General features: G+C 68.2%; 14 protein-coding genes and 1 tRNA gene. 7 read left to right on the top strand and 8 right to left on the bottom strand.

The features are described from left to right. Position 1: 1 nt before the first annotated feature. The 4 genes from OHB24_RS24270 to ettA form a co-directional block, all read right to left on the bottom strand. The gene (locus tag OHB24_RS24270) at positions 2–622 is read right to left on the bottom strand and encodes a dihydrofolate reductase family protein (RefSeq protein ID WP_327633125.1); all 621 of its coding nucleotides are present in this window, start codon (positions 620–622) and stop codon (positions 2–4) included. Beyond that, complete coding sequence (locus OHB24_RS24265) at positions 619–1,098, bottom strand: SRPBCC domain-containing protein (protein ID WP_327633124.1); 480 nt, start codon at positions 1,096–1,098, stop codon at positions 619–621. The genes OHB24_RS24270 and OHB24_RS24265 overlap by 4 nt, the downstream gene beginning before the upstream one ends. Continuing rightward, positions 1,095–1,436 carry an ArsR/SmtB family transcription factor gene (locus tag OHB24_RS24260; protein WP_327633123.1) on the bottom strand — a complete coding sequence of 114 codons (342 nt, stop codon included), beginning with the start codon at positions 1,434–1,436 and terminating at the stop codon, positions 1,095–1,097. The genes OHB24_RS24265 and OHB24_RS24260 overlap by 4 nt, the downstream gene beginning before the upstream one ends. A 121-nt stretch (positions 1,437–1,557) precedes the next feature. Next, entirely contained in the window at positions 1,558–3,240 is a 1,683-nt protein-coding gene (gene ettA / locus OHB24_RS24255) for an energy-dependent translational throttle protein EttA (RefSeq protein ID WP_327633122.1), read from the bottom strand. A 148-nt stretch (positions 3,241–3,388) separates the two neighbouring features. Here ettA and OHB24_RS24250 point away from each other — a divergent pair, with 148 nt between their 5' ends. Beyond that, entirely contained in the window at positions 3,389–3,892 is a 504-nt protein-coding gene (locus OHB24_RS24250; RefSeq protein ID WP_327633121.1) for a single-stranded DNA-binding protein, read from the top strand. A gap of 81 nt (positions 3,893–3,973) precedes the next feature. Then, a complete protein-coding gene (locus OHB24_RS24245; RefSeq protein ID WP_327633120.1) occupies positions 3,974–4,591 on the top strand; it encodes an SRPBCC family protein in 618 nt (205 codons plus the stop codon). 50 nt (positions 4,592–4,641) lie between these two features. Here the strand turns inward: OHB24_RS24245 and OHB24_RS24240 are convergent, their stop codons facing one another. Beyond that, positions 4,642–6,321, bottom strand: a complete 1,680-nt coding sequence (locus OHB24_RS24240; protein ID WP_327633119.1) for a GTPase — start codon at positions 6,319–6,321, stop codon at positions 4,642–4,644. Then, entirely contained in the window at positions 6,318–8,312 is a 1,995-nt protein-coding gene (locus OHB24_RS24235) for an ABC transporter (RefSeq protein ID WP_327633118.1), read from the bottom strand. The genes OHB24_RS24240 and OHB24_RS24235 overlap by 4 nt, the downstream gene beginning before the upstream one ends. 24 nt (positions 8,313–8,336) lie before the next feature. Between OHB24_RS24235 and OHB24_RS24230 the strand changes: the two genes are divergently transcribed. Then, on the top strand, positions 8,337–9,095 hold the full coding sequence (locus OHB24_RS24230; protein ID WP_327633117.1) for a hypothetical protein: 759 nt from the start codon (positions 8,337–8,339) through the stop codon (positions 9,093–9,095). Positions 9,096–9,479: 384 nt separating this feature from the next. Here the strand turns inward: OHB24_RS24230 and OHB24_RS24225 are convergent, their stop codons facing one another. Further along, positions 9,480–11,003, bottom strand: coding sequence for a PrsW family intramembrane metalloprotease (locus tag OHB24_RS24225; protein ID WP_327633116.1), 1,524 nt, complete (start codon positions 11,001–11,003; stop codon positions 9,480–9,482). A 162-nt stretch (positions 11,004–11,165) separates the two neighbouring features. Between OHB24_RS24225 and OHB24_RS24220 the strand changes: the two genes are divergently transcribed. From OHB24_RS24220 to OHB24_RS24205, 4 genes are all read left to right on the top strand, one after another. Then, a tRNA-Arg gene (locus OHB24_RS24220) sits at positions 11,166–11,239 on the top strand. 181 nt (positions 11,240–11,420) lie between these two features. Beyond that, entirely contained in the window at positions 11,421–12,059 is a 639-nt protein-coding gene (locus OHB24_RS24215; RefSeq protein WP_327633115.1) for an AAA family ATPase, read from the top strand. 111 nt (positions 12,060–12,170) lie between these two features. Then, positions 12,171–13,304 carry a DNA polymerase III subunit beta gene (gene dnaN / locus OHB24_RS24210; protein ID WP_327633114.1) on the top strand — a complete coding sequence of 378 codons (1,134 nt, stop codon included), beginning with the start codon at positions 12,171–12,173 and terminating at the stop codon, positions 13,302–13,304. Positions 13,305–13,319: 15 nt separating this feature from the next. After that, positions 13,320–14,024 (top strand): YdcF family protein, encoded by a 705-nt coding sequence (locus tag OHB24_RS24205; protein ID WP_327633113.1) that lies wholly within the window; start codon positions 13,320–13,322, stop codon positions 14,022–14,024. Here OHB24_RS24205 and OHB24_RS24200 read toward each other — a convergent pair. Beyond that, on the bottom strand, positions 13,997–14,569 hold the full coding sequence (locus OHB24_RS24200; RefSeq protein WP_327633112.1) for a hypothetical protein: 573 nt from the start codon (positions 14,567–14,569) through the stop codon (positions 13,997–13,999). The genes OHB24_RS24205 and OHB24_RS24200 overlap by 28 nt on opposite strands. Positions 14,570–14,661: the final 92 nt, after the last annotated feature.

The following is a 14,661-nucleotide window of genomic DNA, read 5'->3' as shown; positions in this document are numbered from 1 at the left end:
CTCAGAGGTACGCCGCCACGCCCTCGTACTCCGCCACCGGAGCAGCGCCGACCGTCTCGTACTCGAGCAGTAAGAGACCGCTCGGTGTCGCCTCCTGCTTGGTGAGTCGCAGCCCCGCCGCGTCGCCGGAGTGCTCGAACAACCGCCTCCCGCTGCCGAGCACGGTCGGCGCGACGGCCAAGCGCACCAGGTCGACCACGCCTGCCTTCAGCAGTGCATTGCCGAGTCGCGCACTGCCGTGGAGCTGGAGTTCACCGTCTGCCTGTCGCTTCAGCTCCTCGACGTCGTCGATGCTGTGCAGGACGGTCGTCGGGTGCCAGGTGCCTGCGGTGAGCGTGGTGCTCACGACGTACTTCGGCAGCGAGTTCATCCGCTCGGTGTACGGGTCGTCGGGGTCGGTGATCTGGGGCCAGTCCCGCGCGAACGCGTCGTACGTGCGTCGCCCGAGCAACAGGCCGTCGGCGCGTTCCAGCCACTCGGCGGTCCGCCGTACGAACAGCTCCTCGAAGTACGGCACGAGCCAGCCGCCGCGGGAGAAACCGTCACTCGTGTCCTCGGTCGGCGAGCCCGGGCCCTGACTGACGCCGTCGAGGGTGACGAACTCCGTCAGTACGAGCCTCATTGCTCGACCACCGCAGCGAGCTGCCCGATAACGGTGCCCCAACCGTCGGCGAACCCCAGCTCCGCGTGCCGTTTGCGACTCGTAGGATCGCCGTGCCGGGCCACCATCCGGTACGCCGTACCGTCCGGGTGATCGGCCAGGAACACGTCGCCGGTCACCGCGATCGGCTGTGGATCCGCCGGACGCCACGTGCTGTCGATCGCATTCGTGAACGCGATCCGCTCGAGCTCGTCGGCAACCAGAATCACCGCATCGAGATGCGGGACGAACTCGCCGCCGTCCTCGCTCAGCCGCGTCACAATCGCCCCGCCCGGCCGCACGTCCAGCCGCTCTACGCGGCAGATCGCCGGCGCCGGCACCCACCACTGCTCGAACCGCTTCGGATCGGTCCATGCCCGCCACACGGCCGCCCGCGGCGCACGGATCACCCGCTCCACCAGCAGATCAAGCTCCGGATCGAACTCTTCACGACTCACGATTCCTCCACCGCTTCCTCCGTTGTGACGAAACGCTCCAGCCGGTCGGTGCGCTCTTCCCAGATCCGCCGCTGCTCGGCGAGCCAGTCGTCCAGTAGTTCCAGCCGCTCACGATTGAGCACACAGGTCCGCACCCGCCCGGTCTTCACCGTGCGGATCAGGCCGTTCGACTCGAGCGTCCGGACGTGCTTCATGAACGACGGCAACGTGATCGGGAACTCGGCCGCGAGCTCGCCGACGCTGGTCGGTCCCCGTCCCAGCCGCCGGATCACGCTCCGCCGCGTCGGGTCGGCCAGCGCCACGAACACGCCGTCGACCTCCGCCGAATACTGTGCCATGAGGCTAAGTATTGTCACGTCTCGATAGTTAGCGCAAGGGCTAAGTGTCGGAAAGCACGAAGGACCCCGGCTCCGGTGTGGAGGCGGGGTCCTTCGACGGCGTACTCAGTCGCTCGGTCGCTCAGTCGCGGGTGAGCTTGCGGTACGTGACGCGGTGCGGCCGGGCCGCCTCCGGGCCGAGGCGCTCGACCTTGTTCGCCTCGTACGACGCGAAGTTGCCCTCGAACCAGAACCACTTCGCCGGGTCGTCGCCGCTACCCTCCCAGGCCAGGATGTGGGTCGCCACGCGGTCCAGGAACCACCGGTCGTGGGACACGACCACCGCACAGCCCGGGAACTCCAGCAAGGCATCCTCGAGCGATTGCAGGGTCTCGACGTCCAGGTCGTTGGTCGGCTCGTCGAGGAGCAGCAGGTTGCCGCCCATCTTCAGCGTCAGCGCCAGGTTCAGCCGGTTCCGCTCGCCGCCGGACAGCACGCCGGTCGGCTTCTGCTGGTCCGGGCCCTTGAAGCCGAACGAGGCGACGTACGCCCGGCTCGGCATCTCGAAGTTCGCGACCTTGATGAAGTCGAGCTCGTCGGACACCTGCTGCCAGACCGTCTTCTTCGGGTCCAGGCCGCCGCGGGACTGGTCGACGTACGAGATCTTGACCGTGTCACCGAGCTTCAGGCTGCCCCCGTCCGGCTGCTCCTCGCCGACGATCATCCGGAACAGCGTGGACTTACCGACACCGTTCGGACCGACGACGCCGACGATGCCGGCTCGAGGCAGCGAGAAGCTCAGCCCGTCGAACAGGGTGCGGTCGCCGAAGCCCTTCACCAGCTTGTTCGCCTCGAGGACCGTGCTGCCCAGACGCGGACCACCCGGGATGTTGATCTCGTCGATGTCCAGCTTCTTGGACCGCTCGGCCTCGGCCGCCAGCTCCTCGTACCGCTGCAGACGGGCCTTGCTCTTGGACTGCCGGCCCTTCGCGTTCGACCGGACCCACTCGAGCTCGCGCTCCAGGATCTTCTGCCGCTTCGCGTCCTTCTGCCCCTCGACCACGAGCCGCTGCTGCTTGGTCTCCAGGTACTTCGAGTAGTTGCCCTCGTAGCCGTACGTCCGGCCGCGGTCGAGCTCGAGGATCCACTCGGCCACGTTGTCCAGGAAGTACCGGTCGTGGGTGATCGCCATGACGGCGCCCGGGTACTTCTGCAGGTGCGACTCCAGCCACTGCACCGACTCGGCGTCCAGGTGGTTGGTGGGCTCGTCGAGCAGCAGCAGGTCAGGCTGCGCCAGCAGGAGCTTGCACAGCGCGACCCGGCGGCGCTCACCACCGGAAAGTTTGTCCACCAGCACCTCGGGCGGCGGGCAACGGAGCGCGTCCATCGCCTGCTCCAGCTGGGCGTCGATGTCCCAGGCGTTGCGGTGGTCGAGCTCGGTCTGCAGGTCACCCATCTCGCCCAGCAGCGTGTCGTAGTCCGCGTCCGGATCGGCCAGCTCGGCGGAGATCTCGTTGAAGCGGTCCAGCTTCTGCTTGGTGTCGCCGACCCCTTCCTGAACGTTCTCCAGCACGGTCTTGCCCTCGGTCAACGGCGGCTCCTGCAGCAGGATCCCGACCGTCGCATCCTCGGCCAGCCGGGCCTCGCCGTTGGAGGGATGGTCGAGCCCCGCCATGATCTTGAACAGCGAGGACTTTCCGGTGCCGTTCGGCCCGACCACGCCGATCTTCGCGCCGGTGAGGAAGTTCAGCGTGACGTTGTCGAGAACGACCTTGTCGCCGTGTGCCTTCCGGACGTTGCGAAGTGTGTAGATGAATTCCGCCATGCCCCAGAGCCTATGTGCTCGGGTGTCCCGTTTCCCAACCAGGCCGTGACGGTTGTCCACAGACGGGAAGTTCGTGCCTCCGATCGGGGCGCGACAGGTGCACCTTCTCCGGGTGACAGCACACGTCTGCGAACGGAAGGAACCCGTCATGAGCCTCGGCGACACCTACCTCACTGTTCTGGGCTGGATCGGCAGCGAACCCGATTTCAAGGAGATCCGCCAGACTCCGCACGCAAGCTTCCGGCTCGGCTCCACGCCCCGCCAGTTCGACAGATCCCTCAACAACTACGTCGACAAGCCGACCACGTGGTACACGGTGCAGTGCTGGCGGAGCCTCGCCCAGAACGCCTTCGAATCCATCCGGATCGGCCAGCCCGTCATCGTCACCGGCCGGCTCCGCACCCACGAATGGACCGACGACTCCGGCGAACAACACAGCCGCGTCATCCTCGAAGCCTTCTCCCTCGGCCACGACCTCAACCGCGGTACGACGACCTTCGCGAAGAACGCGCCGCGCGCCGACTCGGTCCGCACGCCCGTGGAGTCTGTGGAGTCCGTGGAACGCCCGACCGAGACGACCGCCGCGCCGTACCCGCCCGACGAGTACTCCGTCGCGCCGCTCCCGCTGTCCGCGACGGCGGAGGCGGCATGACTATCTCAATCTTGACTTATATAAGCCCCGACCGGCATTCTGAGGAACGTCTCAGCAACCGAGCAGAAGAGGGAACCATCCGTGATCGACATCCTCGAGCACATCAACGCGGTCCAGCGCGAGGTCAGCCGGACCGGCGAGACCGTGACGGTGCTGATGCGCCGCTCCTACCAGGCCGAGCCGGCGGAGGTGTGGGACGCCCTGACGGACCCGGAACGGATGCGGCGCTGGTTCATGCCCGTCAGCGGGGACCTCAAGGTCGGCGGCTCGTTCCAACTGGAGGGCAACGCCGGCGGCGACATCCTGGAATGCGACCCGCCGAAGACCTTCAAGGTGACCTTCGGCGGCCCGAACAGCCTGCTCGAGGTGCGACTGCTGCCCGGCGCGGGCTCCTCCACCGAGCTCGAACTCGAACACTCGATGAGCGAGGCCCCGGCCCCCGGTGGCTCCGGCGCGCTCTGGGTCGGTCCGGGCTGGGACGGCGCCCTGCTCGGCCTGGCCCTCTACGTCACCGGCCAGCTCCCGGCCGACACCGACCCGGTGCAGATGGCCGACTCCCCCGAGGTCATCGACTACAACGAGCAGTCCGTCCGCTCCTGGATCGAAGCTATTCGGTCGTCCGGCGGCACCACCGAGGAGGACCTCCTCAGCGCCGCCAAGATCTCCCTGTCGCAGTACGCACCAGACGCCGAGCTGTAGGTCTCACCTGGGACGTTCGGCAGTCGAACGCCGCCCGCCCGCCGGTTGGACTACTGGCGGGCGGTGGCGACGCTGTCGCGGCACGTGGTGTAGGCCGCAAGCTCCTCGCGGGCCGGCGCAACCACGTGGCTGTCGGCGACGTTCACCAGCTCGGCCCGCAGCGCCGTCGCCACCTGCCGGGAGCGCCGCAGCGCCCCGTTCGTGGCGGCCAGCCGGCAGACGAAGGAGAGCGCCAAGCCCAGCACGCCGCCACCGACCAGCATGATCCACGCGTAGGGAATGCCGTTCCACTCCGGCAGCGGCGGATCGTTCAGATCGGCGATCCGCGCCACCAGCAAGGCGATCAGCCAGGCGGCGCCGCCGAGCGTCACGAGGAACAGCAACCACTGCACCACCCGGGCGAAGCTCCACCACCCGGGATTGCTGGACACGCCGAGGTCCGTCCGCGCGACGGCCTGGTCGAGCTCGTCACCGAGCGACTCCTCGCGTCGCCGGATCGCCGAGCGCACCGAGTCCGCCCACGGACGCGACAACCCTTCGGCGGCCTTGTTCGTGATCGTGCGCACCGCGGCGTCCATCCGCGCACGCTGCACTGGAGTTGCCGCAGGCAACGAAGAGCGCGCGATCGCAACCTCGCTCGCCGCGGACTTGCGCAACGCCTTGCCCTGCTCGCGCGAGACCTGGTCACCGTGCAGCCGCCGCAACGGATCCGGACGGAAGCGGCCGAGCCACTTGGTCAGCGGCCATCCCGTCGCGGCGCGGGCGCGCTGCAGGTAGGAGCGCCGTACGGCGTCCGCCACGACCGTCAGCCCACTCGCGTCCGCGAGCGAGTCGACGAGCTCGGTGACATCGGCCTCGGCGATCTCCGGGGTCTTGGCGTTGCCGCACTGGCCCGCCATCCGGTCCGCGACCCGGTCGACATCGGCCGCAAGCCGCACACGCGCAGAGCGCTTGTTGCTGACCCGCTTGACCAGAAGAGAGCGGACCTCTTCCAGGCCGTCACCGCTGACCGCCGACGTAGCAACGACCGTCGGCGACTTGAGGCCGTCCGACTTGAGCAGCTTGTCGAGGTCGTCGAGGCAGCTCTTCCGCTGCTCCGGCGTCAGTTTGTCCATGTGGTTCAGCGCGAACACCATCACCCCGGAATGCGAGGCGAACGGCTTGATGTACCGGTTGTGCAGTGCCGCATCGGCGTACTTCTGCGGATCCACCACCCACACCAGCATGTCGACCAGCTCCACCAGCCGGTCGACGATCAAGCGGTGCTCCACCTCGGTCGAGTCGTGGTCGGGCAGGTCCAGCAGGACCAGTCCGTCCAGGTCCTCGGACCGGGCGTCCTCGAGCGAACTGCGGTGCTGCACCTGGTGCCGGCGCGGGATGCCCAGCCAGGTCAGCACCTCACCGGCCGGTTCGTCACCCCAGACACACGCGAGCGGCATCGAGCTGGTCGGCCGGCGCGTTCCGATCGCGGCCAGGTCGAGCCCGGTCAGCGCGTTGAACAGCGAAGACTTGCCCGAGCCCGTCGCGCCCGCGAGCGCCACCACCGTCAGGTCACCCGACATGCGCAGGCGCTGCCCGGCACGGTCGACGATCTGCGTGGCCTCGGTGAGCACCACCGGGTCCAGCCGGCCGTCACCGGCCTCCGCGGCCACCTTGAGCGCGTCGATCTTCTTCAGGACATCGGTCTCGGCCCGCGTCGGCGTCTCGACCGTATCCACTGTTTCCGTCACGTGCAGTCCTCCACCGCGCGCGCGGCCTCCGTCAGTTGCCTGGCCGTCTCGGCGTCGACCGGATGCTGGTCAAGGACAGCCAGATAGCGGGCGAATTCGGCATCCATCAGGGCATGAACCTTACCGTCAAGATCCTCGCGCGCCCTATCGACCATGCCCTGAACGGCCTTGTCGCCGAAAACTGCCTCCAGCAGCCGCCTCCCGACCACCGCACTGCCCGCTCCGGCACTGGCCTGAGCACCCTTCGGGATGCCGGCTCCGCTGGCGAACACCACCACCATGAGCGAAAGGCCGAGCCCGTTGACGCCGTACTCCAGGATGCGTGCCGTCGACTTCTTGTCCGCGCCTTCGTTGCGGACCAGGTCGAGGACGAACGTCTGCCATTCCCGCACCGTGCGGCTCGCCCCTGCCGGGAGCTCCTCCGACATCGCGCCGAGCGATCCACCACCGTTGCCCTCGGCACCGTTCGCGGCTTGGTCGGCCTCGGCGGCTGCCAGGAGCTGGCGACCAGGAGCGGTTGCCTGCCACAGCTTCTCGGCGCGCTCCGCGGCGGCAGCCGCATGCTCACGCAGCAGCGACTCCAAGCCGGACTGGATCGCGTCGCTGACGTCGCGGGTCTCCGCCGGCTTGTTGCCGAGCGAGGTCTTCAACCGATCCCGCAACCGGCCGGCGTTGGACTGCAGCCCCTTCAGCAGCTCGCCGGTTCCGACGAACTCCTGCCACCGTGCCAGCACCTCGCCGCGCAACACCGTCCCGTCCTGGCACGCCTTCGCAATGTCCTTGACGCCCTGGTCGTACGCCGACTCCGCCGAGGTCCGCAACTCGATGGCGGTCTCGGCCTGCGCCCTGACCGCGGCCGCGAACGGCGGGGCCTTCTTCACCATCGCGCTGACCGCGCCCTGCAGGGTACGACGGACGACGGACGCCCGCGCCTCCGCGTCGGCGGCCAGGTCGACCAGCCAGTCCTTGATCGAGGCAACGGACTGCTGCGGCAACATTCCGTTGCCGTCGACAACCGTCTCCTGGATCGAGAACAGCGGCGAGTCGCCGAGCCCGCGCTCGAGCAGCATCTGCGCGAGGTGCCCGGTGATGTCGTCGATCGTCTCGCTCGGTGCCCGGTCGAGTACCACCGCGACCGCCGTACTGCGATCCGAGGCGCTCTGCAGGAACTCCCACGGCACCGCGTCGGAGTACCTGGCCGCGGTCGTCACGAACAGCCAAAGATCGGCCGCCGCAAGCAGCTGGGTCGCAAGATCACGGTTGGCCTCGACGACAGAGTCGATGTCCGGCGCGTCCAGAATCGCCAGCCCGCGTGGAACGCTGTCGGCCGCAACCAGCCGCAACTGTCCCGCGTCCTCCATCCCACCAGGCTCGTCCGAACTCGTCCGCGCCATCCCCGGCAGCACCCGGTCCCCCACGAACCAGTCGGCGTCCGCCGGGTGATGGATCAGCACCGGGGACCGCGTCGTTGGCCGGAGTACACCCGGCTCGCTGACGACCTTGCCGATCACGGTGTTGACCAGCGTCGACTTCCCGGCCCCGGTAGACCCACCGACCACCGCCAGAATCGGCGCCTCGAGCTGCACCAGTCGAGGCAACAAGTAGTCGTCCAGCTGATCGAGCATCGCCTTCTGCTGCTGCCGAGCCTCGTCAGCTCCCACAACCTCGAGCGGCAGCTGACTCCCCGCCAGCACACCCCGCAACTTCATCAACGCAGTAATCAAAGCCATAGCAGCCTGCTCAGCCGCCAACCGCTCAGCCAACTGCTCCGCAGTCAGCTCCTCCTCAACGTCATCACCCGCATCCGCTTCAGCGTCGCCCTCGTCCCCACCCACCGAGTCGTCGCCGGCAGCATCCGCCTCTGTGCCATCCGCCGTAGCATCACCAGCCACCTCAGCAGCCGACTCGCCAGCAGCCTCAGCCGCCGCCTCATCCGCCGTGTCGCTCTCGCCCTCACCCACCGACTCGTTGCCCGCAGCACCATCCGCCACCGGACTCTCGTCAGCAGCATCCGAGTGAGCTACCGACTCGGCCGAGGCATCCTCCACGCCTCCGGAGTCCGCATCTTCGAGATCCGTGTCCGCGGTGTTGTCCTGAGCTTGGTCGGCCTCTTCGACAGCAGACTCGCTGCCGTCGGTCGCATCCGAACTGTCTGCCGCGTCGACCGCAACCTCATCGCCATCGTCATCTGCCAGGTCGGCGTCCGCATCATCTACGGACTCATCGACGGACTCATCCGTGGCGACGGGTTCAGCGTCGTGGACGGAACCACCGTCGTCGGCGGCCGTCGCGTCAGCGCCTGCTGGTTCGTCAGCCGTGACCTGCACGTCCTCCGCCTGCTCATCGCCCGCGGTATCCGCGTCGGCCGATACTCCGGACTGCTCAGCCCCCTTGGGGAGACCGACAATGATGTTGCCGAACTCAAGAGGAAAGCCATCAGGAGACTCATCAGGCTCATACACGACCCCAACAGCCGACCGCGGCCGGTCCCCCGGGCTCTTCGAAGGCACGCCACCGCTCCCGGCCTCCGACGTACCAGTCGAGCCCTCAGCCTCACCGTCTTCCCCAGCACCCGCGCCCGAGTTGCCGTCGGCCTCAGCACCTACCCGCTCAACAGCCGCCTCCGCGTCAGCGGGCGTGCCCACAGCACTGTCCCCAGCCGGAGCATCTTCGCCGTCGCCTGCCTGGGTCGCCGAGCCGGACTCGACTGCCTGCGTGTCCGAGCCGGTGTCTGCGTTCTTGTCCGAGCCGGACTCGCCGGCCTGGCCTTCTGAGGCGCCGTCGGCGGCCGCGGGGTCGGCTGTCCTGTCTGTGGACCCGGTGGCTGCCGGAGCCTCCCCAGGGGCTGCCTCCGGGGCTGGTGGCTTGGTGGGGTCGGCGGGCGGGAGTGTGGGCTGATTGGGCGGGGCTGACTCTTCGGGGGTGGACTTGCGGCGCCTGCGGCGCCAGAAGCCTCGGGGCTTGGGGGTCGACTGGGCGATGAGGTTCGCCAGCTCCTGGGCAGGCTGATCCTGGTTCGGAACCCGCGGTTCCGAACCTTCACCAGCTGCTGACCTCATGTCAGCCACGGTGTCCGCCCACGAGCACAGAGTGCCCGGTCGGACAGCGCAGAAGCAAAGTCATCGTCATCCCCGTTTGGCGGCGTGGACGGGTGGCAGTCACTGCGGTGGTGGATACGGACCGTATCCTCCCGGCGGTCCTTGTTGACCAGGGGGTCCCGGTGGGTAACTGGGCTGACCGGCTGCGTGACCGGATTGCCCAGAGGGATACCCGGACTGAGCAGGCGGATAACCATCCTGCGGGCGCGGATACGGGCCCTGACCACCCGGTACACCGCCCGGTACACCGCCCGGCACTCCACCCGGTCCAGGCACAGCCCCGCCAGGTCCCATCGGCGCGCCAGGAGGCAAGGGCGCGCCGGCGTACTGCGGGGCGGCCTGGGCGAACGCCGGCATCGGGGGGAACGGGACGCTCGGGCGCCGTTGCCGCAGCTCGTCGAGGAGCGACTTCTCGGTCTCCAGCGCCTCGGGCCCGATCACCTGGCGGACGATCTTGTCTCGCAGGTACGCCAGCTCGGTGGCGTTGTGCTGGAACGCCTTCGCGGCCACCTCCGCCTGGGAGCCGTACCGCCGCGCGTTCTGCCGCAGCGCCTTGCGCCCGCGCAGCGTCGCGATCAGCGGTACGTCCTGCGGCACCAGCCAGCCGAACCGCACATAGTCATACAGCCTGGACGCAATCATCTGTCCCTCCCGGGACCGCATCACCAGCGCGAAAACCACGAGGCAGATGAAGAGCGGAACCATCAGGCACAGGTACGCGAGGATGAAGCCCCCGCCGCCGGCCCAGCTCGCGGACGCGTTCCACGCCGCATGCGCCAGTACCGCGGCCAGATATCCGACCACGGGGGCCAGATACCGTACGACGGTACTTCGATGCCGGATCGCGACGCCGATGCCGATCGCGGTGAACGACGTGAAGAGTGGATGCGCGAACGGCGAGATCACGCCGCGGATGATGAACAGCGCGAACGCACCGCGCAGACCGGCGTCGCTGCCGGCCTCCTCGGAGAGCGTGTTGAAGACGCGGCCGTAGTACAGGATGTTCTCGGTGAAGGCGAAGCCGACGCCCACCATCCCGGCGTACACCAGGCCGTCGATGATGCCGTCGAACTCCTTGCGCCGGACCAGCGCCAGCAGCAGGATCACGGAGCCCTTGGCGAACTCCTCCACCGGCGGCGCGACGAACACCGCGGACCGGTCGCCGCCGACGCCGGTCTCGGCCAGCCGGTGCGACACCTCGGTGTTGATGAAGATCGCGGCCAGCGTGGCGATGAACGCGCCCCAGCAGAGCGCGAAGACGATGTACTTCGTCGGCTCGGGCTCGTACCGGTCCAGCCAGAGGTAGAGCGCGATGACCGGGATGACCGGGACGAACGCGAACACCAGGCCCCAGGTGAAGCCGCCGGCGCCGGTCGACTTGGCCACGATTCCGAAGATCACCAGACCCGCGATCGCGAAGACCACCGCGATCACGATGCCGATCAGCACGCCGCGGTTCCGCCGCTGCCCGGGCACGGGATGTTTCCCGAGCACGTTGGGCTGCGGGTACGGTCCGCCGGGCGAGTACGCCGACCCCGCCGCGGGTTGCGGCGCGCCGGACTGGCCTGGTGAGGGGTGACTCATGCCCCGCAGCCTAGTTGGGGTGCAGATCCAGCGGCAGGACCACCCACTCAGCGTTACCGGGATGGAACGACAGCCCTGTACTTCGCCGCGCCCGGAACCATCACGATCGGGAACCCAGAGGCGAGATCACCCGGCGATCTGAGAGACTCTTCCCTGCTATACGCCCCCGTAGCTCAGCTGGATAGAGCGTCGGACTTCTAATCCGTTGGTCGCAGGTTCGAGTCCTGCCGGGGGCGCCGTCTACAGCTGGGCTTGTGACTGCAATCACATGAATCCGGCCGGTGGCTTCAGATCTTCCACCCTTTCGTTCCTCCCGGGTCCCGTCCTCAGGGAGTTCCTAGCGACTTCTCAGTTCGTTCTCGGGGCGATCCGCGAGCGTCGTTCGTCTTACCTGTACGCGTGGGAAGGACGGATCTGATGCATGCAGGAGTCATCGAAGGAGTACTGCGGGGCCGCGAGCTGCGGTACGCCGTGGACGCTGTCGTAGTGCTGGCCGGCATACCCGGTGCGGGAAAGAGCACGTTGCTACGCCGGGTCTTCGCCGACAACAACCGCACTGTGCGAGTGCTCGACTCCGCACACATCCGCGAGCGCTGGATGCCCGTCCTCGGAGCAGTCCCCTACGCGGTCTGGCGACCACTCGTCCATCTCGTGTACTACGTGACCCTCCTGAGCGCGATGCGCCCCGGCCGCGGCCCCCTGGTGATCCACGACTGCGCCACCCGCCCCTGGGCACGTCACCTCATCGGCTGGCGCGCCCGCCAAGCCGGCCTGCCGCTCCACCTCATCCTCCTCGACGTACCAGGAGACGTAGCCCGCTCCGGCCAGTGGGCCCGCGGACGGGTTGTGCGGTCGACCAGCATGGAGACCCATTGCCGACGGTGGCCGGACGTGGTCGCGATGGCCACGAGTGACCCCGGCAGCGTGATCCCAGGGGCATTGTCGGCGGTCGTCCTGTCACGGCGCGAAGCCGATCAGATCGAGCGCATCGCCTTCGATGACCACCAGGTGAGGCGCTCGGCATCACGTCCGGCGTACGGCGTAACCATCTACTGACGTTCGCTCGTTGACGATCCGGCCGCGCCTGGTGTGCGGCCGGATCGTTCGTCTCCGGAAACTGTCGGTGGCGACTGATTGGGTTGGGTCTGTCGATGGGGAGGAGCTGGGATGAAGGTTCGGGTCGGGCGAGAGGTGCTGGCTGAGGCTGTCGGATGGGTTGCGCGTGGGCTGCCGAGCAGGCCGAGTGTGCCGATTCTGGCCGGGATGGTGGTCGAGGCGGCGGACGGGCAGGTGACGTTGTCCGGGTTCGACTACGAGAGCTCGGGGCAGGTCAGCGTGCCGGCCGAGGTGGCCGACGAGGGGCGGGTGCTGGTATCCGGACGGTTGCTGTCGGACATCTGCCGGAGCATGCCCCGGGACTCGGTGGATCTGAGCGGTGAGGCGGCTCGAGTCCAGGTGAGTAGCGGGGCCGCCCGATTCGTCCTTCATACCCTGCCGCTCGACGAGTATCCGGCGTTGCCGGAGATGCCCGCGGTGAGCGGTGTGGTCGACGGGGACGTCTTCGCGCACGCGGTCGCGCAGGTGGTGAGCGCGGCCGGCCGGGACGACACGCTCCCGGTCTTCACCGGGATCCGGCTGGAGCTCCGCGGGTCGACCATTTCACTGCTGGCCACCGATCGGTACCGGCTGGCCCTCCGGACGTTCCCGTGGGAGCCGGCCGATCCGGGCGTCGACGCGAACGTGCTGATTCCGGCCAAGATGCTCGCGAACGTCGCCAAGGCGATGTCCGGTCATGACTTGACGCTTGCGCTCGGTTCGACCCGCACTGGGGACGGGTTGATCGGGTTCGAAGGTGGCGGGCGGCGGGCGACGAGTCGGCTGATCGACGGCGAGTTCCCGAAGGTTCGCGGCCTGATCCCGGCCGAGAGCGCGATCACCAGCACCATCACCGTGGAGACTGCCGCGCTGGTCGAGGTGGTCAAGCGGGTGGCGCTGGTGGCCGAGCGGTCGGCGCCGGTGCGAGTCACGTTCGCGGACGGTACGGCGACACTCGACGCGGGCAACGGCGAAGAGGCGCAGGCGTCGGAGGCTGTCGAGGTCAAGCTCACCGGCGATCCGATCGTGGCCGGCTTCAACGCCGGCTACCTGCTCGACGGACTGGCCTCGCTGGGCACCCCGATCGCACATTTCGCCTTCACCCAACCCACCAAACCAGCCAACCTGACCGGCCTGCACTCCCTCGACGATGCTCCGACGGCCGACTCCGCCTACATCCTGATGCCAATGCGCCTGCCGACCTGATGCCAGACTCACACCGTGTTCGATGAGGATGTGATCGCGAGGTACCTCGCGCGACGCGACCCGATCGAGCAGCCGGTCGATCGGATCGTGTTGATGGGCTCGGCGGTGCTGGAGTCGGTCGACACGGCCGCCGAGGCGCACCGTGCGTACGGCGCGCCGATCCTGGTGAGCGGCGGGATCGGGCACTCGACGAGCTTCCTCGAAGACGCCCTTCGCCGACGAGGTGCGGAGGCAGCGAGCGGTCGTCCGGAGTCGCACGTGTTTCGCGACCTCCTGACCAGCGCCGGCGTGGCGCCCGAGGACATCGCCGTCGAGGATCGATCCACGAACTGCGGCGAGAACGCGGCGTTCACCCGGGAGCTGATCAGTACGCCGCAAACGCTGCTACTCATCCAGGACCCGACGATGCAACGCCGTACCCATGCCTGTTTCGAGCGATCCTTCGCCGACCTCCCCGGTACGACGCTGATCAGCCGGGCACCCCTCGTCCCGTGGATCGGCCCCGACCGTGTGAGCGCCGGCCCGGCCGCACCCGAGATCTGGACCCGCGACCGCTTCCGCTCCCTCCTCCTCGGCGAGATCCACCGCCTCTCACCGACCGTCTACGGCCCCCACGGCCACAACTTCATCGACCACATCACCATCCCCACCGAAGTACTTGCCGCCTACAACGAACTCGCCGCTCGCCATCCTCAGCTGGTACGTCCCGCCGCCACCTGATCGAAGGCGCTCAGCAACTGCCCCGCCTGCCGCTGGACACGCTCGTCCGGGTCGTCGTCGAAGACACGCTCGACGGGCGGACGCAGCATCGAGCCCCAGATCAGGTAGCCGATGGTCCGCACCGCGGCTGCCCGGATCATCGGATGCTCGAACGACAGCGCCCCCACGACCTGCGTCGCCGTCCGCTCGTCGAACTCGAGGGGCGCTCCGAGGCCCAGCCGGAACAACGCCTGCGCCGTCTCCGCGGCGGTCTCCGCCTGGTCGATCCCAGCTAGCAGCTCCTCCGTCGAGAAGGCGTCCATCCGCGCTTCCAGATCGTCGAAGTGCCGGCTGACCGCGTCGCGATCGACGCCGCGAAGATTGCAACCGAGCTCGCCGGAAGTGCGGTCATGGCGCAGGAACAGCGTCACGTCGTCGGCCGACTCCCAGTAGTCGTCATCGGCGTCGGATCGGCTCCAGCCCAGATCCTCGACGATGCCCTGGGCATCCTCCTTGGAGTTTCGCAGTACGAGCGTCCAGCTCTTGAACAGCCTGTCGTCGATCACCGCCATGTCTTATCAACGGTCAGGGTCGTCATCCGACGGTCGCAGCGCGGATCAGGCTCAGGGCTGACGATCCGGCGCTACACATCCGCTGT

Origin of the sequence: Kribbella sp. NBC_00482 (assembly GCF_036013725.1) — a bacterium.
GTDB lineage: Bacteria > Actinomycetota > Actinomycetes > Propionibacteriales > Kribbellaceae > Kribbella.
This window is presented reverse-complemented; position numbering and strand designations above follow the sequence as displayed.

Coding starts and splice junctions, on each gene's coding strand:
- OHB24_RS24270 (WP_327633125.1), bottom strand. CDS start 622: ATGAGGCTCGTACTGACGGAGTTCGTCACCCTCGACGGCGTCAGTCAG.
- OHB24_RS24260 (WP_327633123.1), bottom strand. CDS start 1,436: ATGGCACAGTATTCGGCGGAGGTCGACGGCGTGTTCGTGGCGCTGGCC.
- ettA (WP_327633122.1), bottom strand. CDS start 3,240: ATGGCGGAATTCATCTACACACTTCGCAACGTCCGGAAGGCACACGGC.
- OHB24_RS24250 (WP_327633121.1), top strand. CDS start 3,389: ATGAGCCTCGGCGACACCTACCTCACTGTTCTGGGCTGGATCGGCAGC.
- OHB24_RS24225 (WP_327633116.1), bottom strand. CDS start 11,003: ATGAGTCACCCCTCACCAGGCCAGTCCGGCGCGCCGCAACCCGCGGCG.
- OHB24_RS24215 (WP_327633115.1), top strand. CDS start 11,421: ATGCATGCAGGAGTCATCGAAGGAGTACTGCGGGGCCGCGAGCTGCGG.
- dnaN (WP_327633114.1), top strand. CDS start 12,171: ATGAAGGTTCGGGTCGGGCGAGAGGTGCTGGCTGAGGCTGTCGGATGG.